At 72.9% G+C, this 26,058-nt stretch carries 22 protein-coding genes; 10 read left to right on the top strand and 12 right to left on the bottom strand.

Annotated elements, in window-relative coordinates:
* Positions 1-251: 251 nt before the first annotated feature.
* Positions 252-752 carry a DUF6924 domain-containing protein gene (locus B086_RS0125730; RefSeq protein ID WP_018569313.1) on the top strand — a complete coding sequence of 167 codons (501 nt, stop codon included), beginning with the start codon at positions 252-254 and terminating at the stop codon, positions 750-752.
* Positions 753-935: 183 nt separating this feature from the next.
* Positions 936-1,625, top strand: coding sequence for a hemerythrin domain-containing protein (locus B086_RS0125735; protein WP_018569314.1), 690 nt, complete (start codon positions 936-938; stop codon positions 1,623-1,625).
* A gap of 69 nt (positions 1,626-1,694) precedes the next feature.
* Here B086_RS0125735 and B086_RS0125740 read toward each other — a convergent pair whose 3' ends face one another.
* The 4 genes from B086_RS0125740 to B086_RS0125755 form a co-directional block, all read right to left on the bottom strand.
* Positions 1,695-2,252: a CGNR zinc finger domain-containing protein gene (locus B086_RS0125740; RefSeq protein ID WP_026252764.1), complete on the bottom strand. Its 558-nt coding sequence runs from the start codon at positions 2,250-2,252 to the stop codon at positions 1,695-1,697.
* Between the two features lie 77 nt (positions 2,253-2,329).
* On the bottom strand, positions 2,330-3,982 hold the full coding sequence (locus B086_RS0125745) for an ABC-F family ATP-binding cassette domain-containing protein (RefSeq protein ID WP_018569316.1): 1,653 nt from the start codon (positions 3,980-3,982) through the stop codon (positions 2,330-2,332).
* Positions 3,983-4,067: 85 nt separating this feature from the next.
* The gene (gene abc-f / locus B086_RS0125750) at positions 4,068-5,702 is read right to left on the bottom strand and encodes a ribosomal protection-like ABC-F family protein (protein ID WP_018569317.1); all 1,635 of its coding nucleotides are present in this window, start codon (positions 5,700-5,702) and stop codon (positions 4,068-4,070) included.
* A 304-nt stretch (positions 5,703-6,006) separates the two neighbouring features.
* The gene (locus tag B086_RS0125755; RefSeq protein ID WP_018569318.1) at positions 6,007-6,969 is read right to left on the bottom strand and encodes a quinone oxidoreductase family protein; all 963 of its coding nucleotides are present in this window, start codon (positions 6,967-6,969) and stop codon (positions 6,007-6,009) included.
* A gap of 326 nt (positions 6,970-7,295) precedes the next feature.
* On the opposite strand from B086_RS0125755, the gene B086_RS0125760 reads away from it, so the two are divergent.
* The 5 genes from B086_RS0125760 to B086_RS0125780 all read left to right on the top strand — a co-directional run bounded on the left by B086_RS0125760 (position 7,296) and on the right by B086_RS0125780 (position 13,564).
* Complete coding sequence (locus B086_RS0125760) at positions 7,296-8,018, top strand: molybdopterin-dependent oxidoreductase (protein ID WP_026252765.1); 723 nt, start codon at positions 7,296-7,298, stop codon at positions 8,016-8,018.
* Positions 7,972-8,670, top strand: a complete 699-nt coding sequence (locus B086_RS0125765) for a cytochrome b/b6 domain-containing protein (RefSeq protein WP_018569320.1) — start codon at positions 7,972-7,974, stop codon at positions 8,668-8,670. Before B086_RS0125760 ends, B086_RS0125765 begins: the two co-directional genes overlap by 47 nt.
* A 43-nt stretch (positions 8,671-8,713) precedes the next feature.
* On the top strand, positions 8,714-11,002 hold the full coding sequence (locus tag B086_RS0125770; RefSeq protein WP_018569321.1) for an ATP-binding SpoIIE family protein phosphatase: 2,289 nt from the start codon (positions 8,714-8,716) through the stop codon (positions 11,000-11,002).
* A 348-nt stretch (positions 11,003-11,350) separates the two neighbouring features.
* Positions 11,351-12,931: a DUF6351 family protein gene (locus tag B086_RS0125775; RefSeq protein WP_018569322.1), complete on the top strand. Its 1,581-nt coding sequence runs from the start codon at positions 11,351-11,353 to the stop codon at positions 12,929-12,931.
* Between the two features lie 42 nt (positions 12,932-12,973).
* Entirely contained in the window at positions 12,974-13,564 is a 591-nt protein-coding gene (locus B086_RS0125780; protein WP_018569323.1) for a DUF308 domain-containing protein, read from the top strand.
* A 98-nt stretch (positions 13,565-13,662) separates the two neighbouring features.
* Here the strand turns inward: B086_RS0125780 and B086_RS0125785 are convergent, their stop codons facing one another.
* From B086_RS0125785 to B086_RS0125800, 4 genes are all read right to left on the bottom strand, one after another.
* Positions 13,663-14,898 carry a cytochrome P450 family protein gene (locus tag B086_RS0125785; RefSeq protein ID WP_018569324.1) on the bottom strand — a complete coding sequence of 412 codons (1,236 nt, stop codon included), beginning with the start codon at positions 14,896-14,898 and terminating at the stop codon, positions 13,663-13,665.
* Positions 14,899-15,034: 136 nt separating this feature from the next.
* Entirely contained in the window at positions 15,035-15,931 is an 897-nt protein-coding gene (locus B086_RS0125790) for a Bax inhibitor-1/YccA family membrane protein (protein WP_018569325.1), read from the bottom strand.
* A gap of 364 nt (positions 15,932-16,295) precedes the next feature.
* Entirely contained in the window at positions 16,296-17,342 is a 1,047-nt protein-coding gene (locus B086_RS0125795; RefSeq protein WP_018569326.1) for an alpha/beta fold hydrolase, read from the bottom strand.
* A 456-nt stretch (positions 17,343-17,798) separates the two neighbouring features.
* Positions 17,799-17,984, bottom strand: a complete 186-nt coding sequence (locus B086_RS0125800; RefSeq protein ID WP_018569327.1) for a hypothetical protein — start codon at positions 17,982-17,984, stop codon at positions 17,799-17,801.
* A 199-nt stretch (positions 17,985-18,183) separates the two neighbouring features.
* Here B086_RS0125800 and B086_RS0125805 point away from each other — a divergent pair, with 199 nt between their 5' ends.
* Both B086_RS0125805 and B086_RS0125810 read left to right on the top strand, forming a co-directional pair.
* A complete protein-coding gene (locus tag B086_RS0125805) occupies positions 18,184-19,224 on the top strand; it encodes a class I SAM-dependent methyltransferase (RefSeq protein WP_234029366.1) in 1,041 nt (346 codons plus the stop codon).
* 65 nt (positions 19,225-19,289) lie between these two features.
* Positions 19,290-19,883, top strand: coding sequence for a TetR/AcrR family transcriptional regulator (locus tag B086_RS0125810; RefSeq protein ID WP_026252766.1), 594 nt, complete (start codon positions 19,290-19,292; stop codon positions 19,881-19,883).
* Positions 19,884-19,997: 114 nt separating this feature from the next.
* Here the strand turns inward: B086_RS0125810 and B086_RS0125815 are convergent, their stop codons facing one another.
* The 4 genes from B086_RS0125815 to B086_RS40800 form a co-directional block, all read right to left on the bottom strand.
* The gene (locus B086_RS0125815) at positions 19,998-20,567 is read right to left on the bottom strand and encodes a TetR/AcrR family transcriptional regulator (protein ID WP_026252767.1); all 570 of its coding nucleotides are present in this window, start codon (positions 20,565-20,567) and stop codon (positions 19,998-20,000) included.
* A 9-nt stretch (positions 20,568-20,576) separates the two neighbouring features.
* Positions 20,577-21,653, bottom strand: coding sequence for an LLM class flavin-dependent oxidoreductase (locus B086_RS0125820; protein WP_018569331.1), 1,077 nt, complete (start codon positions 21,651-21,653; stop codon positions 20,577-20,579).
* A gap of 140 nt (positions 21,654-21,793) precedes the next feature.
* Positions 21,794-22,264 carry a cupin domain-containing protein gene (locus tag B086_RS0125825; protein WP_018569332.1) on the bottom strand — a complete coding sequence of 157 codons (471 nt, stop codon included), beginning with the start codon at positions 22,262-22,264 and terminating at the stop codon, positions 21,794-21,796.
* 201 nt (positions 22,265-22,465) lie between these two features.
* On the bottom strand, positions 22,466-22,783 hold the full coding sequence (locus tag B086_RS40800; RefSeq protein ID WP_051115920.1) for a WhiB family transcriptional regulator: 318 nt from the start codon (positions 22,781-22,783) through the stop codon (positions 22,466-22,468).
* Positions 22,784-23,264: 481 nt separating this feature from the next.
* Here B086_RS40800 and B086_RS0125835 point away from each other — a divergent pair, with 481 nt between their 5' ends.
* Positions 23,265-26,009 carry a helix-turn-helix transcriptional regulator gene (locus B086_RS0125835; RefSeq protein ID WP_037873935.1) on the top strand — a complete coding sequence of 915 codons (2,745 nt, stop codon included), beginning with the start codon at positions 23,265-23,267 and terminating at the stop codon, positions 26,007-26,009.
* Positions 26,010-26,058 lie beyond the last annotated feature (49 nt).

A 26,058-nucleotide genomic window follows, 5' to 3' on the forward strand; every position in this document is an offset into this window, starting at 1 on the left:
CGTCATCCGGCCGTGCGGACGGAGCCTTGTCCCATACCGGGCGCGTTGCCGTCTCCGTCCCGCCCGGGTCACACCTGGCGGTGCACTCCTGTCCCGGTGGACATATTTGTGTGTGGTAGCGTCCGTGCCCGGCCGGACACGGACCGGTCCGGCGAGGTGTGTCACACCCGCGATCCCCCTGGACGGCCGGATCCCCGGCCCGTTGCCGGCCCGGCCCGTCCCTCCCCCATTGGCGTCCGCCGAGGAGAAGCATGACCAGGTCGCTGCCCGACACCCGCCGCCGCGGAGAGCTCGTGCCGGTCGTGTTCCGGACCGACTACGCCGACGACCGGGTGTGGCAGGAGGTCAGAACGGCCCTCGACGAGCCCGACGACTTCGGCGAGAAGGAGTCGTGGCTGGTGGACGACCCGGCGTGGCACGGCGCCACGGTGGACGACGTGCTGACCGCGGTGCTGGCGGACGAGCATCTCGGCGAGGACCTGAGCGTGGTGTTCGTCGCGGACGCGGTCACCATGGGTTCGCCGCTGCGCGCCCTGCTGGCGGTGACGACGCTGACCCGGGCGGACTGCGAGGACGAGGCGGAGTACGCGGCCCTGACGGAGCACGGCCGGGTGTTCCGTACCGAACCGCAGGGTGTGCATCCGATCAGCGTCAACCTGGAACTCGCCAACATGGACTTCGAGGACTTCTCGGCGAGTGCCGCCGTGGCCCCGGAGAGAGTCTTCCGGGCCGACTGGCGCGCGGCGCTCTGAGATCGCCGCCTGCCGGGACCGTCCCTGTGCGCGTCAGGCCGGCGGAACATGTCGCGTCAGTCGTCCGGCACCGAAACGGCACCGCACGCCAGTACGGTCGTCGTCCCCGACGTCGCCGGGCGCGCACATCCGCGCACATCCGGGCGGCGGGGCTTGCCGCACATACGGAGAAAGGCGCTGCACATGTCCGCCACCCAGGCACCGCTCAACGAGGGTGCCCGCCTCTTCGAGGAACTTCTCGCCGTTCACGGCATCATGACCCGGGGCACCGAGGCCGTCGCCGACTCCTTCGCCGGGCTGGACGCGGGCGCGCCGGTCGACGTGAAGACACTGGTGTCCACCGTCCGGTGGCTCGTCGCCTTCGTGCATCACCACCACGAGAGCGAGGACGAACTCCTCTGGCCGGTGCTGCGGGAGAGCTTCCCGGACGCCGTCGCCTCGCTCGACCGGCTGAGCGCGGAGCACGCGGCGCTGGACCAGGACCTCGACGCGCTGACGGCGGCCGTCGATCAGCTGGCCGGCACGGCGCAGAGCGGTGCCGGCCAGGATCTGGGCCTGGCGGTCAAGCGGGGCGCCCAGGCGGCGCAGAGCGTCCGGGACATCTTGGCCGGCCATCTCGCGGCCGAGGAGCCGGTGCTGGAGAAGCTGTTCCCGCAGGTGCCCGACGCGGATGTCGTCCGGCTGCGCAAGGCGGTCACGGACGGTGCCCCGCGCAGCGGCCCGCACCTGGTCTTCGGCTTCCTCGAACACCCGGAGCCCGTGACCGGACGGGACCACATGTACGCGAACTTCCCGCCGCCGCTGCGCTGGTTCAGGGGCCTGCTGCTGAGCAGGTTCCGCAAGACCCTGAAGGCCCTCGCGGTCGGCGTCTGAGCGGCGCCGGCTGCCGCGTCCGCGCCCGTGCGGCAGCCGGGGCGCGCGGCAGCCGTGCCGTGCCGTGGCTCAGGCCGCGGCGGGCGCGGTCTTCTTGCGGGCGCGATACGCGGCGGCCTTGATCTTGTTGCCGCAGGACTCCATGCCGCACCACTGGCGGCGCATGCCCCGGGAGCGGTCGATGTAGACACGGGTGCACTCGGGGTTGCCGCACTCCTTCAGCAGGGGCACGTCCGGGCCGCTCAGCAGCTCGACCGCCTCCCGGGCCAGGGTGGACAGCACCTCCTGCGGGCCCGCCTCGGTCCGGCGGCCCTCCGGGGTCAGTTGGGGCACGGCGGACGGGGTGCGCGCCGTGCTGTTCACCAGGTCCAGCGCGTCGGCCTCGTACTCCTCGCCCAGGCGGCGCGCGGTGACCAGATGGTAGATCGCCTCCCGCAGCGCCGTGGCCTGCTCGACGTCGGCCTGCTCGCTCGGGGTGACGGCGTCGACGACACCGGACTCCAGGAACCAGGCGTCCAGGCGGTCCGGTGTCACGAACATTTCAAATCGCAGCGTACGGCGGGCACGCAGCGTAGCGGCGAAGTCCAGGACCGGATTGCCGCACACGAAGACATGGTCAAGATTCATGTCACCATTTTGACAGGTGACCGCTGCCTCTGCAAGAGTCGTCACCTGTCCAGCCGGTATTCAGTTGTGCGCGGAGTTCACCGTCCCGTGCCGGCCCACCCCTCCCGCGCGGAACCGAGCCGGATCTCCCGGCCCTGCCAGCGCTCGCGCAGCCAGCGGTCATGGCTGGCCAGGACGATCGCGCCCGGCCCGGTGCCGAGCGCCGCCTCCAGTTCGTCGCACAGCCGGGGCGAGAGGTGGTTGGTGGGCTCGTCGAGCAGCAGCAACTGCGGCGGCCGGGCCACCAGCAGGGCCAGCGCGAGCCGCCGCCGCTGCCCGACCGAGACCCGGCCCACCGGCTTGTCCAGGTCCGCCTCGTGCAGCAGCCCCAGCGCGCCCAGCGGCACCGCCTCGGCCCGCTCGGCACCCAGCGCCCGCTCATACGTGTCCCGGACCGACAGCTCCGGCCGCTCGAAGACGGTGTCCTGCGCGAGCAGCCCCACCGTCAGCCCGCGCCGCCGCCTGACCTCGCCCTGCGGCACGAGCCGCCCGGCGAGCACCGCCAGCAGTGTCGACTTCCCGGCGCCGTTGCCGCCGGTGACCAGCAGCCGGTCGGCCGCCGCCACCTCGGCCCGCACCGGCGCGAGCCGCCCCGGCACCCCTGCGCCGTCCAGCGCGACCAGTGGCCCGTCGGCGTCCGCCGCCACCGGCGCGGCCAGTACGGTGCGCGCGAACCGCAGCGGCCTGGGCGGCTCACCGACCTGGGCACGCTCCAGCTCCTCCAGTCTGCGGGCCGCGCTGCGCACCCGCCGGGAGATCTGGCTCTGCACCCGGCCGGCCCGGTGGCCGTAGCCCATCTTCTCGGAGTCGCGCGGACCCCGGTCCGGTGCCACCCGGTGCGCGGTGATCTGGGCGGACACCCGCAGCGCCGCCAGTTCCTCCTGCTCCTCGGCCCAGCGCCGCTCCCAGCGCTCCCGCTCGGCGTGTTTCCCGGCCAGATACGCGCTGTAGTTGCCGCCGTAGCGCACCGGCCCCCCGACCGCCGGATCGAGGTCGATCAGGTCCGTGCACACCGCGTCGAGGAAGGCACGGTCGTGGCTGGCCACCACGACGACTCCGGGCAGCGCGCGCACCTGCTCCTCGACGAAGGCGGCGGCCTCGTCGTCGAGGTGGTTGGTCGGTTCGTCCAGCAGCAGCGCGGAGGGCCGCCGGACCAGCAGCGCGGCCAGCGCCAGCCGCCCGCGCTGGCCGCCGGACAGCGATCCGAGCGCGCGCTGCGGCCCGAAGGCGCCGAGGCCGAGGCCGTCCAGGACGAGCGCGGCCCGCCGGTCGGCGTCCCAGACCTCCCGCTCCTGGGCCTGTTCGAGCCGGGCGCCGTACGCGTCGAGCAGCGCCGCGTACCCGGGCGCGTCCTCGGCGGTCCGCGCGAGCTGTTCGGTGAGGCGTTCCAGTACGGCGAGGTCCGCGCGGGCCTCGCGCAGGGCGTCGTCGAGCACGTCGGCGATCGTCGCCCCCGCGTCGTAGGACATCTCCTGCTGGAGGAAGCCCAGATCGGGCGGGCGGACGACCCGGCCGGCGTCGGGTTCGTCGGTGCCGGCCAGCAGGCGCAGCAGCGTCGACTTGCCGACGCCGTTCTCCCCGATCAGCCCGATGCGGTGGCCGGGGGAGGCGGTCAGGGAGACCCCGTCGAGCACCCGGCGGTCGCCGAGGGTGCGCACGAGGTCATGGGCGAGCAGGGCGGGCTGAGGCACGGAGAACCTCCGGGAGGTGAGCGGTGTGCGGCCCGCGGGGCGGTGTACGCCTCGGACGCGGGCCTTACGGACACACACCTGCGGCTCACACCTCGGGGGCCGCCGTCTCCTTCAGCTCGCCGCCGGACAGCCGCAGCCAGCGGTTCACCCCGATCTCCCGCAGGAACCGCTCGTCATGACTGACCACCACGAACGCGCCCTGGTAGGAGTTGAGGGCGCTCTCCAACTGGCCCGCGCTGACCAGGTCGAGGTTGTTCGTCGGCTCGTCCAGGAGCAGCAGGTGCGGGGCCGGTTCGGCACACAGCACACAGGCCAGGGTGGCGCGCAGCCGCTCACCGCCGGAGAGCACCCCGACCGGCAGATGGGCACGGGCGCCGCGGAAGAGGAAGCGGGCGAGCAGGTTCATCCGCTTGGCCTCCGGGCGCTGCGGCGCGTGGTCGGCGAAGTTCTCGGCGACCGTACGGTCCAGGTCGAGCACGTCCAGCCGCTGCGAGAGATAGGCGATCCGGCCGTCGGCCCGCTTGAGCTCACCGCTGTCCGCCGTCAGATCGCCGTTCAGCAGCCGCAGCAGGGTGCTCTTGCCGGCGCCGTTGGGCCCGGTCAGCGCGATCCGCTCGGGGCCCCGGATGCCCAGGTCGACGCCCGCACCGGCGAACACCTCCTGGTCGCCGAGGCGCACCTTGAGCTGTTCGCCGAGGAACAGGTTGCGTCCGGCGGGCACATGGGTCTCCGGCAGGTCCAGGGTGATGCGCTGCTCCTCGCGCAGCGCGCGCCCGGCCTCGTCCAGCTTGGCCTTGGCCTCGCCGACCCGCCCCGCGTGCACCTGTCCGGCGCGGCCCGCCGACTCCTGCGCGCCGCGCTTCATGTTCCCGGCGAAGATACGGGGCAGCCCGGCGTTCTTCAGGTTGCGGGCGGCGTTGCTCTGCCGGCGCTCGGCGCGCTCGCGGGCCTGCTGCATCTCCCGCTTCTCCCGCTTCAGCTCCTGCTCGGCATTGCGGACGTTCTTCTCGGCGACCTCCTGCTCGGCCCGGACCGCCTCCTCGTACTCGGTGAAGTTACCGCCGTAGAAACGGAGTTCGCCGCCGTCGAGTTCGGCGATGCGCTCCATGCGGTCGAGCAGGGCGCGGTCGTGGCTGACCAGGAGCAGGCAGCCGGTGAAGTCGCCCAGCACGTCGTACAGCTTGTGCCGGGCGTCGCTGTCGAGGTTGTTGGTGGGCTCGTCGAGCAGCAGTACGTCGGGCCGCTTGAGCAACTGGGCGGCGAGACCGAGGGAGATGACCTGGCCGCCGCTGAGCGTGCTCAGGCTGCGGTCCAGGGTGAGGTCGGCCAGGCCGAGGCGGTCGAGCTGGGCGCGGGTGCGCTCCTCGATGTCCCAGTCGTCGCCGATGGTGGTGAAGTGCTTCTCGTCGACGTCGCCGGACTCCACGGCGTCGATGGCCTGGATGACCGCGGCCACGTCCAGCACCTCGGCGACGGTGAGCTCACCGGTCAGCGGGAGGGTCTGCGGGAGGTAGCCGAGGGTGCCGGAGACGGACACGGAGCCGCTGCCGGGCCGCAGTTCACCGGCGATCAGCTTGAGCAGGGTGCTCTTGCCGGTGCCGTTGGGCGCGACCAGACCGGTGCGGCCGGGGGTGACGGCGAAGGACAGGTCCTGGAAGACGGGGGTGTCGTCGGGCCAGGTGAAGGACAGGTTCGAGCAGACGACGGAGGCGTCGGACATGGAGGCGACCTCATGAGGAGAGAGGCCGGGGCACGGAAGACAGCTGTGCCCCGGCAGTGACAGACGAGGGGCGTGAGGGGACGACACGGAGACCACTTGGGCGATGCCTCGTACGCACCGGCCGGTGGCCTGTCGGGTCCGGGTGTTCACCCGGAGATGTCGTCGTCCACCACCATGTCTGAGCTCCTCAGGAAAGGATCAAGGTCGCTTCCAGTTTAACAGCATGGGCGGCGAGAGCGGGTTCCGCGCTCTCGCCGCCCATGCGCGGGCCCGCCCGCACACATGTGCCGCCGCCCACGGCCGGTCAGGGCAGGAGCAGCAGCTTGCCGGTGGTCCGGCGCGACTCGATGTCCGCGTGCGCCCGCGCGGCCTCCTTCAGCGGGTACCGGCCGCCGATGCGGACCTTGAGCTTCCCGGCGAGCGCCATGTCGAAGATCTCGCCGGTCCGCCGCAGCAGGGCCTCGCGGGTGGGCACGTGGTGGGACATCACCGGGTACGACAGCAGGATGCTGTTGGGCAGGTCGGTGGGCCGGAACGTCGGCACGCCCATCATGGGACCGTAGTAGGCGTGCACGCCGTGCGGGCGCAGGGCGAGCTGGGAGGAGCGGAAGGTCTCCGTGCCGCCGCCGTCGTAGACGACGTCGGCGCCCTCGCCGCCGGTCAGTTCCTTGATCCGGTCCTCGAAGCCGCCGCCGGACCAGACCACCACGTGGTCGGCGCCGGCCTCCTCGGCGACGGCGACCTTCTCCTCGCGGGAGACCAGACCGATGACGGTGCCGCCCCGGGCCTTGATCATCTGGGTGAGGAGCAGGCCCACGCCGCCCGCCGCCGCGTGCACCACGGCCGTGTCGCCCGGCTTGACGGCGTAGGTCTCGGTGCTGAAGTGGTTGGCGGTGATGCCCTGGAGCATGAGGGCGGCGGCCGTCTCGTCGCTGATGCCCTCGGGCACCTTGACCAGCGAGTCCGCCGGAACGGCCAGCAGTTCGGCGTAGCTGCCGGGGTGGTAGTACCAGGCCACCCGGTCACCGACGGCCAGGTCCTCGACGCCCTCGCCCAGCGCGGTCACGTAGCCCATGCCCTCGGCGCCCAGGACCAGTGGCGCGGCCCAGCCGGGTGCGCCCTGGCCGCGGGCGCCCGTGTCCATGTAGTTGACTCCCGCGGCACCGAGGCGGACCAGTGCCTCGCCGGGGCCGGGGACCGGATCAGGCAGCTCGGTCCACTCCATGACCTCGGGGCCGCCGTGCTCCTTGATGTGGATCGCATGCATGGGGGTGATACCTCTCCGCAGAGAAATAGAGAAACGTGTGGTCGAGCGGTCGTGGTACGAACCGTAGAAGCATTCGAATGGACTCGCAAGTCCAAAAAGTGGAGCCGCACTCTCCGGCGATTCGGACATTCTTCCGCGAGTGTGCCCGCACTGTCGGCATCATCGTCACCGCTCTGATGGGTGACGATGCTAAGGTGATGACGTACGCTCTCCGAACGGGCACGAAAACATGTGTCTTGTGCGTTCCGGAGGTGTGCATGCGTCGGTGTGCCCGCCGCCGACCCGGAGCGGCGGGGACTCACCGTGACTGCGAAGGAGCACTGACCATGGCAGTGGAACAGCCCAGGAAGAAGGCGGCCGAAGGGGCACCGGTGGGGCGCCGGGCGCTGCTCGGCATGCTCGGTGCGGGGGCCGCCGGACTCGCCGCCGCGCCCTACCTCCAGAGCGGCTGGGAGGGGTTCCTCGCCAAGGCATCCCAGGTCGACTCGACCGGACTGACCGGACTGCTGCCCAACCCGGGCGGCTTCCGCTACTACAGCATCGTCGGCTCGGTCCCGCACAAGGACGAGACGAACTACGGGCTGAGGATCGGCGGCCTGGTCGAACGGCCGAGGACGTACACGCTCGCCGACCTGCGCGCGATGCCCCAGACCCGGGTCGTCGCCGACGTGCTGTGCACCGACGGCTGGCGGGTGGACGACACACCCTTCGAAGGGGTGAAGCTCTCCCACCTCCTCGACGACGCCGGGGTGCGCGACAACGGCCAGGCGATCCGCTTCACCTGTTTCGACGGCGCCTACAGCGAGAGCCTCACCCTGGAGCAGGCCCGCCGCTCCGACGTGCTCGTCGCGCTGAACATGCAGGACAAGCCGATCACCCATGAACACGGCGGGCCGGTCCGGCTCTTCGTGGCCCCCATGTATTTCTACAAGTCGGCCAAGTGGCTGTCCGGCATCTCGGTCACCGACTCGGTCGTCCCCGGCTTCTGGGAGGAGCGTGGCTATGCGGTCGACGGCTGGCTCGACGGCGCCGACCGGCACGCGGCCTGAACGGCCCGGCCGGATCAGGCGGTTCACGGCCGCCGAGCGCTGGGTGCACCGGGCCACCGGGTACCTGATGCTGCTCTGCCTGGTGACCGCCGCCTGCCTCTACTTCGGGCCGCTGGCCCAGCTCGTCGGCCGCCGCCACCTGGTGGCCACCGTGCACGAGTGGTCCGGCATCCTGCTCCCGGCCCCCGTCCTGCTCGGCCTGCTCTCGCCCGCCTTCCGCGCGGACCTGCGCCGGCTGAACCGCTTCGCGGTCTACGACCGGCGCTGGCTGCGCGCGGCCCGCCGCAGGCTGCGCGGCCCCGAGGCACGGCCCGCCGGGAAGTTCAACGCGGGCCAGAAGCTGTACGCGGGCTGGATCGCCGGAGCGGTGCTGGTGATGATGTTCACCGGCCTGCTGATGTGGTTCATGGGGCTGCTGCCCTTCATCTCCCGCACCAGCGCGATCTTCGTGCACGACGTCCTCGCCTGGGCCATCGCCGCGGTCCTCCTCGGACACCTGCGCAAGGCGTACGAGGACCCGGAGGCGCGGCTGGGCATGCGCACCGGCTGGGTCGACCGCGCCTGGGCGACACGCCATCACGCCAAGTGGCTGGAGGAGGAGCCCGTGGGTACCGTGTCCGGGAAGACACGCGAGAACGCCGACGACGGCTGACACGGGATTCCGGTCCCCCTCCCCTGGAGCAGGAAGCACCTCCGTGAGCGGCAGCAGATCGGACCGGGGCGCCCACGAGAGCGGCCCCGCAGGGACGCTGGGCGAGGAACTGGCGGCGGCCCTGCACGACGCCGTCCGCGAGGCCGCCGAACGGCTGGAGGCGGTCACCGCCGCGGTCTATCTGCTCAGCCCCGAGGGCACCGAACTGCGGATCGCCATGATCGGCGGCGGCCCGCCCTCCGTGTTCACGCTGCCCGGCCGTATGCCCCTGGACGCCTCCTACGCCTCCGCCCGTGCCCTGGCGGGCGGCGAGGTGGCGGTCCTGGCCGACCCGGACGCGCCGCGCGCACACATTCCCGGCTGCACCTTCTGCCCCTACCCCTACCTCGCCGCGGCGGCCCCGCTCACCGCGGCCGGGGCGCGCTTCGGCAGCCTGACCGTGCTCCGGCCCGAGGGCACCGACGGCTACGGACCCGGGCGCCGCACCGAACTGGCCCGGATCGCCGGCCGGCTCTCCACCGCGCTTTCCGCGCTGCACCGGCGGGGCGTCCCGGTGGTCTCCCCGAACCTTCCGGTGCTCGTGCCGGTGCGGGGCGCCGAGTCGTCCGCCGACGCGGACCCCGCCGGGCCCTGGGGCATGCCGGGCGTCGCCGGTTCGGCGGGCCGCAGCCTGATGTTCCCCCTGCACCGCCTGGCCGACCTGCTGAACCAGGCGACCACGATGGACCATGTCACCGCCGCCGCCCGGTTCTGCGTCATGGGACCCTTCCAGGCCCGCGCCATGGTGCTGTCGTGTGTGGCCGAAGGACGCATGTGGGTCCTCGGACACAGCGGGGACACCGAGGGCCTGGTCCGGGAACTGCACGGCAGCGGCCTGCACACCGGCACACCCGCCGTGCGCGCGGTACGCGGGAACACCCTGCTGATCGCCGACGGCCCCGGCCCCCAGGCGTCCCGCCCCGGCGCGGAACCGGCTCCCCGGCCCGTCACCGCGCACCTCCCGCTCGTCGGCAGCAGACATGTCGTGGACGTCCCCGTCAGCGGCAACCGGCACGTCGTCGGCCTGTGCACCCTCGCGTACGGCGGCCCCCGGTCCTTCTCGCCCGCCGAACGCGCGGTCCTCACGATGATGGCGGGCCTGCTCGGCTCGGCGGTGGAGCGGGTGGAGCTGAACGCCGAGCGGCAGGCGCTCGCCGAGGGCATCCAGAAGCGGCTGCTGCCGCCCGCCCTCGTCGAGGTGCCGGGACTGACCACCACGGCCCGCTACCAGCCGGCCGCCGCCACCGCCGAGGTCGGCGGCGACTGGTACGACGTGATCAGGATGCCGGACGACCGGGTCGCGCTGGTCATCGGCGATGTCGAGGGCCACACCATGGAGAGCGCCGCCGCGATGGGCCAGCTGCGCACCGCCGTGGCCGCCTACGCCAGCGAGGGGCACGGACCGGCGGCGCTGCTCCGGCGCACGGCGGGGCTGCTCGCCCGGCTCGGCACCGAGTCCCTCGCCACCTGCTGTGTCGTCGCCCTCGACCCGGAGGACGGGACGGCCGAGGTGGCGCTCGCCGGCCATCCGGCGCCGCTGCTGCGGCTGCCCGACGGCACCGTACGGACGCTGGACGCCCCCGCCAACGTACCGCTCGGACTCCCGGAACCCGGGGTCTACCGGGCCCGGGAGCACACCGTCGAGCCCGGCTCGGTGCTCGTGCTGTACTCCGACGGGCTGTTCGAGGCCCGCGAGGACGAGGCCGGCACCCTGGCCGAGGCCGCGGGCCCCGCGGGGGACCTGGCCGACGCCCGGCTGGAGGATCTGGCGGACCGGCTGCTCGGCCGGGCTCCCGGGCCGCGCGGCCGACGCGACGACGCGGCGCTGCTGCTGGCCCGCTACGAGGGTCCGGACACCGGGCGGGTGCCCAGGACCGGGCACCTCTCCATCCAGCGGCGCGATCTGCGCGGGGTGCGGCAGGCCCGGGAGTTCGTGCACGAGAGGCTGTGCGGCTGGGGCCTGGCGGACCTGTCGGACGACGTGGAACTCGTCACCTCGGAGATCGTCACCAACGCCCTCGTGCACGCGGGCAGCGACGTCGACGTGCGGCTGCGGGTCTACGCGGACCGGCTCCGCCTGGAGGTGCGCGACTCGGCGAGCGACCCGCCCGTACCCGCCCTCTACTCCCTGTCCGACGAGGGCTGCGCGCGGGCCGAGCACGGCCGCGGACTCTTCCTCGTCGACGCCCTGGCCGACACCTGGAACACCTCGCCGAACGGGCGTGGCAAGACCGTGTGGCTGGAGATGGACATCCCCGCGGACGCCGGGGAACCCGGCCGGTCCGTCGAATGACCCAATGCCCGGCAGAGACACACATGTGTGACGCATAGGTGTGGACCTTTCACGGGTGCGGCGACTTACCGTCATGTGACTGATGTGCCATTGGCGCGGCTGCGGCAGAGTCATGGGTGTCGGCCTCCCCCGGGAGGCGAGAAACCTCCAGACTTTTCCCTCCCCGTTCGGTCACGACCGCACGTCACCGCCTTGACTGGTGATGCGTTCCGTGTCAGTCTCTTCCCAGCGAACGGGCGAGGGTCCCCAGGTGGTGGGAGACAAAGGCCCGGCCTTCCTGTCCCGCCGCCGTGCCCCGCACATGTGGTGCCGCTGACAGGCACACACCCACTTCACGATAGGAACGTCATGAGACGACTTCTGACCGTCCTCGCGGCCGGCGTGCCGCTGGCGGCCGCGGTGTACCTGCCGGCCGGCGCCTCGGCGGCCACCGAAAGCCAGGTTTCCGCTCCGCTCAACTGCTCGACCGTCTCCGTGAAGGCCCCGTCCGGCACCAAGGTGGAGTCCGTGACCACGGTCCGCCAGGAAGGCGGCACCATCAAGGGCACCGGGTTCCTCGGGGGCTCGGTCGATGGTGTCCCGGCCTTCTGCGACGTGACGGTCACCCTCACCCACCCGGGTGACAACGACCACGCCAAGATCCGGACCTGGCTGCCGGTGAAAGGCTGGAACGGCCGTCTCCAGGCGCTCGGCGGCGCGGCCTACGCCGCCGGGGACAACGGCGTCGGTCTGGGCACCGCCGTCAAGAGCGGATACGCCGCCGCCACCACCGACGCGGGTGTCGGTGACGTCCTCGACATCGGCTGGGCGCTGAACAGCAAGGGCAAGGTGAACACCGGCCTGCTGAAGAACTTCGCCGACCGCTCCCAGCACGAGACCGCGCTCGTCGCCAAGCAGGTCATCGACTCGGTCTACGGCAAGGCCCCCTCCTACGCGTACTTCACCGGCTGCTCCACCGGCGGACGCCAGGGCTACATGGAGGCCCAGCGCCACCCCGGCGACTACGACGGCATCCTCGCCAACGCGCCCGCCGTCAACTGGGACGAGTTCGAGGTCGCCACCCTCTGGCCGCAGGTGGTCATCAACCAGGAGAAGAACCGCCCCACCGACTGCGAGTTCAAGGCCTTCAACCAGGCCGCGCTCCAGGCCTGCGACAAGCTCGACGGGGTCAAGGACGGACTGATCTCCGACGCCGCGCACTGCAACTTCGACCCGCGCCGCCTGATCGGCACCAAGGTCGTCTGCGAGGGCAAGGAGGAGACCATCTCCGCGGCCGACGCCGCCGTGGTCCGCAAGATCTGGGACGGTCCCCGGACCACCTCGGGCAAGAAGCTCTGGTACGGCCTGCCGGTCGGCGCCGACTTCTCGGGCCTCGCCGGTGCCGACCCGTTCGGCGTCCCGGCCGCCTGGACCGCGTCCTGGGTGGCCAAGCAGCCCGGCCTGGATGTCTCGAAGCTGACGTACGACCAGTTCACCCGACTGTTCAAGCAGTCCCAGGCCGAGTTCGACAAGGTCATCGGCACCGACGACCCGAACCTGTCGGCGTTCCGCAAGTCCGGCGGCAAGCTCCTCACCTACCACGGCCAGGCCGACCCGTTCATCCCGACCCAGGGCACCGTGGACTACCGCGAGCGCGTCGAGCGCACGCTCGGCGGCACGCACCGCGTCGACGACTTCTACCGTCTCTTCCTCGCCCCGGGCACCGCGCACTGCGGCCTCGACGGCGGCAACGTCAACGACCTGGCGGCCCTGACCCAGTGGGTCGAGCACGGCAAGGCCCCCAAGACGCTCACCGCCAACCTCACCACCGCGGACGGCAAGACCGTCACCCGTGACCTGTGCCGCTACCCGCTCGTGTCCCACTACAAGGGCCACGGCGACCCGGCGGACGCCCGCAACTTCCGCTGCGTCCCCGCCGGCCGGCACTGACCGACCCCTCCCCGACAAGCCCTCCAGAAAGGCCGGCTCCCCATGACCACGAACACCCGGACGACCGGAACCACCACGGCCGACGGCGAACGCTCCTCCCTGCTGAGGCTGTACCTGATCCGTGGCGTCCTGGCCGTGGTCTGGGCCGTGGCCTTCGCCGGAGCCCATGACACCATCGGCGCGGCCGCCGTCACCCTGCTGGTCGTCTACCCGCTGATCGACGCGGTCTCCTCGCTGATCGACCACCGGGCCCTGCCCGAGGGTTCGGAACGCAACGTGACGGCGTTCAACGGGGTGCTGAGCACCCTCGCCGCCATCGCGGTGGGCGTGGCCGCGGCCGGCGGGGAGGCGGCGGTGCTCGCCACCTTCGGTGCCTGGGCCGTCGTCTCCGGCGCGGCGCAGGTGACCGTCGGCGTGCGGCGGCGCGGCCCCGAGCTGGGCAAGCAGTGGCCGATGCTGATCGCGGGCGGCCTGTCCGTCCTGGTCGGCGCCTTCTACGTCATCCAGGCCGCGGGCGACAACCCCTCGCTCGACGTCCTGTCCGTCTACGCCACGGGCGGCGGTGTGTTCTTCATCGCCCAGGCCGGCCTGCTGGCCTGGAAGGCCCGCCAGCTGCGGACCCAGACGGTCTGATCCCTTACTGCACAAGCTCCCTGACGGAGCGTCATACGCCTCGGCCCGCACCGTTCACGGTGCGGGCCGAGACGTTTCCGCTTGGTGTCGGGCCGGGCTCAGACCGTGCGGTAGCGCACCGGCAGGCTGAGCACGCCGCGCATCATCCCGGACGGGATCCACGCCAACGAGTCTGCGGGGAACGCGAGTTCGAGGTGGGGCAGCCGGGCCAGCAGCGTGCGCAGGGCGACGGCCGCCTCCAGGCGGGCCAGCGGGGCGCCCAGGCAGTGGTGGATGCCGTGGCCGAACGCCAGGTGGCGCGCGCCGGTCCTGGCCACGTCGAGGTCCGCGGGGTCGCCGCCGTCGGGCAGGGGGATGTCGTGCCCGGCGGAGCCCAGGGCCACGGCGACGATCCCGCCGCGGGGGATGCGCACTCCGCCCAGTTCGAGATCCTCGGCCGCGTACCGGTTCGAGGACCGCTCCACGGAGGTGTCGTGGCGCAGGAACTCCTCCACGGCGCCCGGCACGAGGTCGGGGCGTTCGCGCAGCAGGGCGAGCTGGCCGGGGCGGCACAGCAGGGCGAGCAGGGCGTTGCCCAGGAGGTTGACGGTGGTCTCGTGGCCGGCGATGACCAGCAGGATCGCGGTGCCGGCGAGTTCGTCCTCCGAGAGCCGCCCGTCGTCCTCGTCGCGTACGGCGACCAGCGCGGACAGCAGATCGTCCCCGGGGGCGCGCCGCTTGTCCTCGATGAGGCCGCGCAGCAGGGTGTGCAGGCCCGCCAGCGCGGCGCGGTGCCCGGGGTCGGTCACCTGGAGCGCGAGAGAGGACCAGCGGCGGAAGTCCTCGCGGTGTTCCTCCGGCACGCCGAGGAGTTCCGCGATCACCGTGACCGGGAGGGGCGCGGTGAACGCCTCGACGAGGTCGGTCTCGCCCGAGGACGCGAAAGCGTCGAGCAGGTCGTTGGCGATCTGCTCGACGCGAGGGGCGAGTTCGGCGGTACGGCGCGGGGTGAAGGCGCTGGAGACGAGGCGGCGCAGCCGGGTGTGCCGGGGTGGATCCGACTCCAGCATCTGGGCGCCGAGGCCGTCCTGGGGCCGGTGGAACATGAAACCGGCCGCCTCCAGGGTCTCGGCGGCCGGTGTGGCGTCCTTCAGAAGTGCGGGGTGGGTGAGCGCCTGCCGGGCCAGGTCGTGCCCGACGACCAGCCAGCCGTCCAGTCCCGGGGCGAACCGCACGGGGTGGATGGGGCCCAGGGCCCGCAGCCGTTCGTAGTTCCGTGGTGCGTCCGCCTTGAACTCGGGGCTGAGCACCACCCGGCCGTCGGCTTCGGGGATTCCCCGGGCCTGCGTCGTCATACGTCTCTCCCTGTGCCGGGTTCCTGAGGTCCATCGGCAACACGGACGGCGGACCGGGGAAGGTTCACCGAGGGAGAGGGGAGAGGGGGAGCGGGGGAGAGGGCGAGGGTGGACCGGGGCGGTCCGCGGTGGTGCGTCAGTCGTCGCCCTGGAGGAGGGAGAGCACACGCAGCGCCTCCAGGTAGATCCACACCAGGGTCAGGGTGAGCCCGAAGGCCGCCAGCCACGACTCCTCGCGCGGGGCGCCGTAGGCGACCGCGTCCTCGATCTGCTTGAAGTCCAGGGCCAGGAAGGCGGCGCCCAGCAGGATGCCGGCGATGCCGAAGACCACACCGAGCGCGCCGCTGTCGAAGCCGAGGCCGTGTCCCGCGCCGAAGGCGGAGAACAGCAGGTCGGCCGCCATCAGCAGGAGGAAGCCGGTGGCCGCGGCCAGGACGAAGCCGTGGAAGCGGCGGGTGACGCGGATCCAGCGCATCCGGTAGGCGATCAGCACACCGGCCGAGACCGCGAAGGTGCCCAGCACCGCCTGGACGACGACACCCGGGGAGAGGTAGGTCGACGTGGCACTGGAGATGACACCGAGGAAGACACCCTCGAAGGCCGCGTAGCCGAGGATCAGCGCCGGGGTGGGCCTGCGCTTGAAGGTCTGCACGAGCGACAGCACGAAGGCGACGAGTGCGGCGCCCACCGCGATGCCGTAGGAGCGGCCGATGTTCGCCTCGTCGACGGGCAGCAGCACCCAGGAGAGCACGGCCGCCAGCGCCACCGTGCCCAGTGTCCCGGCGGTGCGGACCACGACGTCGTCCAGCGTCATCGCGGTGGACGCGGCGGTGGTGTCCTTGACGGGGGAGGCACCGGTGTCTCCGTAGGCGGCGGCGTACGGGTTGACCGTCGGTTCCGCGGCGGGAGGTGTGCCGGCCACGGCGCCGGCCGCGGCGGCCACCGGCTGCGGTTGCGCCTGCCGCGCGGCGGGGTCCTGGCCGCCCGCGCGCCCGAAGCCCCTGCGCGAGAAGATCGGGTTGCTGGTCCTCATGTCGGTGTCCTCCTCGTGTGCCGTATGCGTCGCCGCATACGTGCCTGTGACGACGCTTTCCCTTGCGTCACCACTCTGACAGGTGACGCAAGGGAAAGCAAGAGATATCACCGGTCTGACTGGTGACTTTCTGGAGGTGTTCCGGACGATGTGCCGGAAGGGGCGCCCGACCCGGTGCCCCGGGAACGGCGCGCCGTCCGGCGGAAGTTGTCGTAGGTCCGCCGGAGCAGCTCCGCGGCGCGGCACGGCCGGCCATCGGCCGCGCACCGGGTGCAGCTCCGTACATGTGTCTCGTACGAGGAGCGTGCCTGGTCGAGCAGGCCCGGTTCCGGCGGTGCGCCCTTCTCCTTTGGCGCCGGAGCGCTCATGCGAGGGCGGAGACTTCGAGGACCGCGGAGACGAACGCCCCGGGCTGCTCCTGGGGGAGGTTGTGGCCGGCGCCCTGGACCACATGGTGCACACGGGGGCCGGTGAAGTGGGCGGCGGAGGAGGTGCCGTCGGTCCACGGGATGACGCCGTCGGCCGCGCCGTCGAGGGTGACGGTGGGCACGGTGACCGGCGGCTGTCCCGCCAGCCTGCGCTCGATGTCCGCGTACCGGGGGTCGCCCGGGGCCGCGCCGAGCCGGTGGCGGTAGCTGTGGATCACCGTCTCGACGTAGTCGGGATTGCTCCACAGGGTGGCCGCCTGGTCGAGTTCGGCCTCGGTGAACCGCCACTCGGGGGAGTTGCGGTGCCAGACGACGCGGGCGAGTTCCTTGCGGTTCTGCTCCAGGCCCGCGCGACCGCGCTCGGTGAGGAAGTAGAAGAAGTACCAGTAGCCCGACTCGACGGACGGGGCCAGCGGGTTCTGGGCGGCGGCGATGTCCTGGACGAGGTAGTTGTTCACGGAGACCAGGCCCGCGCAGCGCTTGGGCCACAGCACCGCGGCGACGTCGGCGGCGCGCCCGCCCCAGTCGTAACCGGCGAAGACGGCCCGCCGGATCCCCAGCGCGTCCAGGAAGTCCTTCAGATCCGCGCCGAGCGCACCCTGCTGCCCGGAGCGGAACGTGTCCCGGTGCAGGAAGCGGGTCTCGCCGTGGCCGCGCAGATACGGCACGTAGCAGCGGTAGCCCTGGCGGACCAGCGCGGGGACGACCTCGGCGTAGGAGCCGACGGGGCTGAACGGCCAGCCGTGCAGCAGGACCACCGGGGTGCCGTGGACCGGACCGGCCACGTGGTACGCGATGCTCAGCACGTCGGTCCGTACGTGCCGTACGGGTCCGAGTCCCGCGGACCGGCCCGTCGCGGCGGGAGCGGCGGGAGCGGCGGCCTGTTCGGCGGGGAGCGCGGCGGCGCGCCCGGCCGCCGGGACGATGCCCGCACCGGACGCGGCCGTGGCCAGAATCCGGGTGAGTCTGCGCCTGCTGATCATCGAGAGTCCTCCTGGCGTCCGTCTTCCGGGAAACAGAGCGCTGCCCCGCTCCAGAAGGCATGGCAAGCAAGGAGCGGGGCAGCGGTGGCCGGGTGCGCGCAGAGCCGTGTGCCGCACCCGGGTGCGGTCGGCGTGCCCGGCAGTTGGCCGCCGACCGCGGCGGCTCGGTGTGGAGTCCCAGGCACCGGCCGCGCCTGCCGCGCTCCGACACTGTGTGTACGGCGGAGCGCGCAGGATCCTCGGAGATGGCCGCCATCGCTTCGGGGGAAGTGAGCGAAGGCGACCACCCCGTACCCCGCCACCAGGCCAGCCAATTGATCACCGTGGCGGCGGGGGGTCTCTATCTGGCTCAACGGGCCGGAGGGCGGCCGGGGTTCACGTCGCGCGGAAGAAATGTGCGCGGCGGTGGACCCCGGCGCGCCGCCGGGAGCTCCGTCGGCCGTCCGGTCTGCCGGACTACAGGCCGAGGTCGGCGGCCAGGCAGTTGAAACGCACCTCGGGGTCGTAGGCGTCGTCCGCCGAACTCCTCGGGCCAGCCTGCGTCTCCTCGACCATGTCGGCGTAGGAGATGCGCTCGGGCAGCTTGCCGAACCGCGCCTGGCGGGCCGCTGCTGCGCCGTCCACCGTGATCTTGATGTTCATCGTCGACCTCCGCTGGGTCCGCGGCGGATGGTTCCGTCGTGTCCGGATGCCCGAAGTCTGGCATCGGTCGGCGTCACCTGTCAAGCAGGTGACGCATGTCTCGGGGTGTGCGTCGGGTTTCTCCGGCCGGGCGCCGTACTGTGAAGGAGAAACACATGACGTCCCACCCATGTGTCGCCCAGTCGTACGGAGGTTTCCCGTGTCCGCAGTTCCCGAGCAGGTGCCCGCGTCCCCCGAGTCCGCTCCGGAGCCGTCCGCGCATCTCGGCGGTGACCCGGTCGCCGCCCTGGAGGCCGCCGCCTGGGCGCTGGCCGCCTTCACCGGCACCCTGCGGGACGCGCTGGACACCCCGCTCATGGACGTGCTCGCCGCCGATCCGCAGCGCACCGCCGTACTGGAGAGCGCGGGACTGGTCCGCCGGGACGGCACCGGGTTCACCGTGCATCCCTCGCTGACACCGGCCGACGCGCCCACGGCGCGCAGCGCGGTGGAGGCGCGGCTGAGCGGGCTGCGGCAGGCGGTGTCGGCCGCGGCCGAATCAAGCGGGTCGGCCGGGTCGGCGGGGTCGGCCGGGGCGAGCGGACCGGCCGGACCGGCGCTCGGCGGCTGGTCGGCGCAGCCCGACGAGGTGCTGCTCAACCAGGGCCGGGCCTCGGCCGCCACCGGGCGGGCGCTGGCGGACAAGGTGGTGCCGCGCCTCGCGGGACTGGGCGGGCGGCTGGCCGCGCCGGGTGCCCGGATGCTCGACGTCGGCACCGGCGTCGCCGCGCTCGCCGCCGTGCTGGCCGAGCGCTTCCCGCAGGCCCGGGTGGACGGCATCGACGTCCTGGGCCGGGTGCTGCGCCTGGCGCGCGCGGAACTGGCCACGGTGCCCGCGGCGGTGGCGGACCGGATCACGCTGCGGCAGCAGGACGTCGCCGGGCTGGCGGAGCGGGACGCGTACGAACTGGTCTGGCTGCCCGCGCCGTTCGTGTCCGAACCGGCCCTGGGACCGGCCCTGCCCCGGCTGGCCGCCGCCCTGGTCCCGGGCGGCTGGCTGGTGGCGGGCACGAACCCGGCCTCGGACGACCCGCTGCGCCGGTCCGTCGGCCGCTGGGCCGCGGTGCGCAACGGCGGCAACTCCTACGACACCGCCGCGATGGCGACGGCGCTCGAAGCCGCCGGACTGGGGGAGACGCACACCTTCCCCACCGTCCCCGGCGGCCCGGTCCTGGTGGCGGCCAGGCGCCCGGCGGTGTGAGGGGCGCGGTCCGGCCTCGCACATGAGTGGACCCATAGGTCCATTCATATGCGATGATGGAGCGTATGAACAAGGGAATGACGGCCAAGGGCGCGGCGACGCGGCTGCGGATCGTGGTCGCCGCCGCGCTGCTCATCAGGGAGAAGGGCGCCGCGGAGACGACCCTCGACGATGTGCGCGCGGCGACGTCCACCAGCAAGAGCCAGCTGTTCCACTACTTCCCGGACGGCCGGGCCGACATGCTCGTGGCCGTGGCGCAGCACGAGGCGGACCAGGTGCTCCAGGCACAGCAGCCGTATCTGGACGACCTGTCGAGCTGGGAGTCCTGGCAGCAGTGGAGCCGAGCGGTGATCGACCACTACACGGAGCTGGGGCGGCGCTGCCCGCTGGGCAGCCTCACGTCCGAGCTGGGCAAGTCCTCGCCCGAGGCGCGCACGGTGGTGACCGGTCTGTTCGACGCGTGGGAGTCCGCGCTGGTCCGTGGTGCCGAGGCGATGCGGCCCGGCGAGGGCTCGGCGGCCGAGCGGGCTCGGGTCGTCCTCACCGCCGTGCAGGGCGGCGTCCTCATGCTCCAGACCACCGGACGCACCGCGTACCTCGAATCCGCCCTCGCCGCCGCGCTGGAACCGCTGCGGACGCCCGCCTCGGTCCGCGGCTGAACCGCCGGGGGCCGTAGGGACCCTCGGACCCCCCTTGCCGGCCATGATCGGGCGGGCCGGGCGCGGCCGGGCGACCGGGCGGCGGCCACCACCGCGCGGCTCCGGCGCCGGTCGTCACCCGGCGTCCAGCAGCTCCAGCACCGCCTGCCGCAACGCCGCCACCGCGTCCCGCGGTCCGTCGAGATGGCCGCTCACCATGGCGCCGTCCCGCAGCAGGACCAGGGTCCGTGCCAGCCGGTCGGGCTCGCGGTGCCCGGCCTCGCGGGCGGCCTCGCGCAGCACACCGCGGAACCACTCACGGTGCTCCGCCACACAGCTGCGCACGGGATGGTCCGGGTCCGGGTACTCGGCCGCCGCGTTGATGAAGCCGCAGCCGCGGAAGCCGGGCCGGGTGACGGTCCGGCCGACCACGTCCATGATGCCCAGCACGGCGTCGCGGCCGCGGTGCGCGGAGCGGACGGCCGCCACGGCGCGCTTCACCCGGGCGTCACGCTCCCGGAGGTAGGCGAGGACCAGCCCTTCCTTCCCGGCGAAGTGCCGGTAGAAGGTCGCCCTGGTGACCTCCGCCTCCGCGACCAGCTGCTCGACGCCCACGGTGTGGATGCCCCGCTCGTAGAACAGGCGCTCCGCGGTGGTCAGCAACCGCTCCCGGGGGTGGAGCCTTTCGGTGGCGCCCGATGTCATGTGCACAGACTAGCGAGCGGGCCCGGACAGCCCGAACTCGGCCGCGACCAGCGCGTACGAGCGTTCGCGCTCGGCGAGGTCCGGGATCAGCGAGGTGAGCATCAGCTCGTCGGCCCCGGTACGCGCGTGCAGCGCGGCCAGTCCCGCGCGGACCGTGCCGGGTGTGCCGTGCACGACCGTGCCCAGCCAGCCGTCGACGAACTCCCGCTCCTCGGGCGTACGCGCGAGAACGGCCGCCGTGTCCGCGCCGGGCACGGCGCTCTGGACGCCCTGCCGGGCCCGCATCATCAACACGGCGCCGGCCGTGGCCAGGCGCGCGGCCTCCGCCGCTTCGGGGGCGCAGGTGACGTTCACGGAGATCATCACGCGGGGTTCGGGCAGCGCCGCCGAGGGGCGGAACCCGGAGCGGTACAGGTCGACGGCGCGCAGCGCCTGGGCCGGATTGATGTGGTACGCCGCGGCGAAGGGCAGCCCGAGCCGGGCGGCGACCTGGGCGCCGGTGGTGCCGGATCCCAGGATCCACACGGGCAGGCCGGGCGCCGCCGGTACCACGTGCACCCGGTCGCGGCTGTAGGGGTGGTCGGCGGGGAAGCCGGACCCCAGGAAGCCCAGCACTTCTTCGACCAGGGACGGGAAGGCGTCGGTGCCCGGGTCCTCCGGGGCCCGGCGCAGCGCGCGGGCGACGGAGGACAGCCCCCCGGGACTGCGGCCGAGCCCGAGGTCGATGCGCCCCGGGTGCAGCGCTTCCAGGACACCGAACTGCTCGGCCACCACCAGGGGCGCGTGGTTGGTCAGCATGACCCCGCCCGAGCCGAGCCGGATGGTGCCGGTGGCCCCGGCGAGATGGGCGAGCAGTACCGCGGGCGCCGGGCTGCCCGAGGCGGGGAAGCTGTGGTGCTCCGCCACCCAGAAGCGCCGGAAGCCGTGCCGCTCCGCCGACCTGGCCAGGGCGACCGTGTCCCGCAGCGCCTGCGCGGGAGCCTGGCCCTCGCGCACCAGGGTGAGGTCCAGCACCGAGAGCGGGGCCGGGGCGGTCCCCTGTCCGTCGGCGGGCCGGTCGGACGGGTGGGACACATCGTGTTGCATGTCTGAACTCTCTCGGTGCCGACGGGCGAGCTGACCGGACCATAGGGTCCGGTCAGCGATCCTAGGCATGTGTTTCACGGAGGGTCAAACATGCACGGGTGTGCAGGTGTGCAGGTGTGCATGAGGCGTGGCGAGCCGGATCAGTAGGTGGTCACGAGCGGCTTCGTCTCGTCGACGACGTAGGTCGACAGCATCATCGTCGTCACGGTGCCCACGTTGAGGGCGTTGTGGATGGCGCCCGAGGGGATGAAGAAGGGGTCCCCGGTGCGCAGCCGGAGGGCGGGGGCGTCGTCGAACTCCATCAGCACGTCGCCCCGGATGATGTAGCCGACCTCCACACCGGGGTGGCTGTGCCGTCCCGACTGCTTGTGCCGGGGGATCTGCACCAGGGTCTGCACGGCCGCCCAGCCCTTGGCGGGCGACGGGTGCTGCTGGAGCAGGGTGCGGGTGACACCCGCGGTCGGGTCGGTGGGATCGACGGGGCCGCCCGGGTGGTCGTGGGGAAGGAGCGGGGTCGCGGCGGCCTGCTGGGCGGAGGTGAGCGCGGCGGCACCGAGCGCGCCGGCGGCGGCGGTGCCACCGGCGCGGAGGAGAGTGCGGCGGTCGAACATTTCTCGTCCCTCGGATCGGCGAATGGGGGGTGAGAACGCGCGGCCCGGCGCATGACGCGAAGTGCGGCGCAGGGCGGGCACGACGCGCGGCACGAGAACGGCCGGCGGGAGAAAGAACGTGCGTTCTCTACAGGAGAATCAACCGTTTCCCGCCCGGACGGCGCAAGAGCGCGATCCGGCCACGCGGCGGCCGGCGGCCGCTCAGGCGGCCTCCGGCCCCCGGTGCTCCAGTCGTGCCGCGATGTCACGCGCGGCGGCCTCGCGTTCCGCGGCCTCGTGTCCCGCGTACGCCTTCTCCAGGACCTGCCGCCACGAGGACACTCCCGGATGGCGGCGCAGCAGCGCTCTGCGCTCGCGTTCGGTCATGCCGCCCCACACGCCGTACTCCATCCGCTGGTCCAGCGCGTAGGACAGGCACTCCATCCGCACGGGACAGCGGTAGCACACGCTCTTCGCCCCGTTCTGCGCGGCGCCCTCGGCGAACATCTGCTCGGCGTTCCTGCGACAGGCGCCCCTCATGGCCCACTCCACTGCTGCCTCACCCCCTGCCCCCGGATCCCTCACATGTGCGCATCTCCGCACATCACCCGACGGCGTAGATACGTGTGACTCTAACCCAGATATGGTGTCACCGGACATGTGGATGGTTGGCCGGAAGTCGCCGGTCGCCGAAGGGTTCAGGACGTTCGTGAGCAGGCTCCCGGCGAGGACCGGCGGCCCTGTCGCTCGATTGACCGGACTCTATGGTCCGCTTAATCTGGCCGACGAGGCGACTTATCGGCCATTCGGGATGACACACTTCCTTCGGCGCTGACGCCGCTGGGCGTGTGCGGGGTTGGACGGAGGGGGAGGCGGACATGCGACACGGCCACCGCTCGGCAGCACGACAGGGCGATCGGTTCTCCGCCGCGGGCCGCGCCGGGCGATGCGAGCGGCGTACGGGGCCCGGGTTCCGGCCCGGTGGGGAAGGGAGTGGGGCGCCGTGAAGTCGCTCAGCACCATGATCGGCCGGGACGGGGAACGGGCCCGGCTGTCCGGTCTCGTCACCGCCACCGGGGGACAGGCACTCGTCCTCAGGGGCGAGTCGGGCGTGGGCAAGAGTGCCCTGCTCGACCATGTCGCCACGCTGGCGGCCGACGCCGGACACGAGGTGATCAGGGCCGCCGGGGTGGAGGCCGAGTCGGACCTCCCGTTCGCCGGGCTGCACCAGATCCTCTACCCGCTGCTCCCGCACATCGAGGCCCTGGACAAGGGCCACCGTGCCGCGTTCGACGCGGTGTTCGGACAGACCGAGGGCAGGCCGCCCTCGGTCATGTCCCTCGGCATCGCCGTGCTCGACCTGCTCTCCCTGGCCACCTCGGAGAAGCCGCTGCTGCTGATCCTGGACGACGGCCAGTGGCTCGACGCCTCCAGCGCCGACGTGTGCGGATTCGCGGGCCGCCGGCTCACCGGCAGCTCGGTGAAGCTGCTGATCGCGCTGCGCTCCGACATCCCGTCGCGCTTCGACACGGCCGCGCTCCCCGAGGTGGCGGTCCCCGCGCTCACCGAGGCGGCCTCCGAGGAACTCCTGGACCTGTGCCATCCCGGACTCGACCAGCAGACGCGCCGGCTGGTCCTGGACCAGGCCCGGGGCAATCCGCTGGCCCTGCTCGAACTGCCCCCTTTCCTCGGCGGCAACCGGTCCGGCCGCGGCCGGGAGGGCGCCTTCGCCTTCCAGGGCGTCCCGCTGCCCCGGCGGCTCCAGCACGTCTACGGCACCCGCGTCGAGGCCCTGGGCGACGCCGTGCGCGAGGAGTTGCTGCGCGGCGCGCTCGACGGAGTCGGCACCGCGGCGGCGTCCACGCACACCCCCGCGCTGCGCTACCGCATGCGCGACGCCGACGAGGCGGTGGCGGCCGGGCTGCTGGAGACGGACCCGGTCGGCGGCGACTTCGTCTTCCGCCACCCGCTCGTGCGCTCCACCGTGGTGCAGCTGGCCACCCCCAACCAGCGGCGGGCCGCCCACGCGGACCTCGCCCGCATCCACCGCGACGACGTGGAGCGCCGCGCCACCCATCTCGCGGCGGCCGCGATCGACCCCGACGAGGAGGTGGCCACCGCCCTGGAGGCGGCCGCGGACTCGGCGACCCGGCGCGGCTCCGCGGTGACCGCGGTGGCCTGGCTGACCCGCGCCGCCGAGCTGAGCGAGAGCCACGAGGGCCGCTCCCGCCGACTCAGCAACGCCGCCTTCACGGCCGGGTACGCGGGCCTGCTGGACCAGGCGCAGCAGCTCGTCGACGCCGAGCTGCCCACCGGCCGCAACGAGAGCCTGTCGGCGGTGGCCACCTCCGCCTACATGTCGTGGTACGAGGACGGGGATGTACGGTCCTCGCGGCGCCAGGTCGCCGCGGCCATCGGGAAGCTGCGCGACCAGGGCGCCGCGAGCACCCCGGACGTCCTACTGCGCCTGGTGAACCTGCTCCTCGGCATCGAGCAGTACGCGGGCGAGCCGGAGTCGTGGCGGCAGACCCGCGAACTGCTCGACTCGCTGGGCGATCTGGTGACGGAGCGCTCACTGATCTACCGCGACGCCTGGGGCGACGTCGTCCTGCACGGCGCGGGTCTGGCCGACCGCGTGGAGCGGGCCTTCGCCGACCTCTCCGAGCTGGAGCCCTGGGACGTGATGCGCCTGGCCGTCTGCGCGTACCACGTGGACATCCTCGGCCAGTACCGCCCGCACCTCCAGCGCATCGTCGAACGCGAGCTGGAGACCGGCGCCCTGGGCGTCGGGATGACCATGCTGCACCTGATCATGCTCGACCAGATGGCGGTCGGCGAGTGGGACGAGGCGGACCGCACCGGACAGCGCGGCCTCGATCTGATGGCGTCCCACGGCTACACGCTGCTGGCCCAGCAGACCCGGGCGTACCTGGCGCTGGTCGCCGCCCAGCGGGGCCGGGTCGAGCGGGCGCGCGAACTCCAGGCCATGGTCGACGCCTGGGCACGCCCGCGCGGTGTGGGCTTCCTGACCCAGCTCGCCGACGCCGCCGGTACGGCCGCGGCCCTGAGCGAGGGTGACTACGAGGCCGCGTATCTGCACGCCATCGGTGTCACCGCGCCCGGCACCTTCACCCCGTACGGGCACCAGGCCGCGCGCACCCTGCTCGACCTGGTGGAGGCGGCGGTGCACACCGGCCGCTCCGAGCAGGCCAGGCGGCACGCGCTGGCCGCGCGGGACGCGGGACTGCCCGCCGTCTCGCCCCGGCTGGCCATGATCACCTACGGGGCGCTGGCGATGACGGCCACGGAGGAGGCCGAGATCGCCGACATGTACGAGCGGGCCGAGACACATCCGGCCGCCGCCCACTTCCCGTTCGAGGCGGCCCGGATCCGGCTGGCCCACGGGATCCGGCTGCGGCACACCCAGGGACCCAAGGCCGCGCGCCCGCTGCTGACCACGGCCGCCGAGACGTTCGAACGGCTCGGCGCCGAGACCTGGACGGAACGGGCCCGCGCCGAGCTGCGCGCGTCGGGTGTCTCCGCGCGCGAGACCTCCGCACACCTGTCGGCACTCACCTGGCAGGAGCGCCGGATCGCCGATCTCGCTGCGAGCGGGCTGACCAACAAGGAGATCGGCGAGCGGATGCATCTGTCCCCGCGCACCGTCAGCTCCCACCTCTACCGCGTCTTCCCCAAGCTGGGCATCACCTCGCGTGCCGCACTGCGGGACGCGCTCGGCAAGAGCCAGGAGGCGGCGCGGGACTGAGCCCGGCACGCTTCGCCGCGATCGGGGCGGGCCGGTGGGCGATGCCCGC

It is taken from the genome of Streptomyces sp. PsTaAH-124 (assembly GCF_000373685.1).
In the GTDB taxonomy this organism is placed as follows: Bacteria; Actinomycetota; Actinomycetes; order Streptomycetales; family Streptomycetaceae; genus Streptomyces; species Streptomyces andamanensis.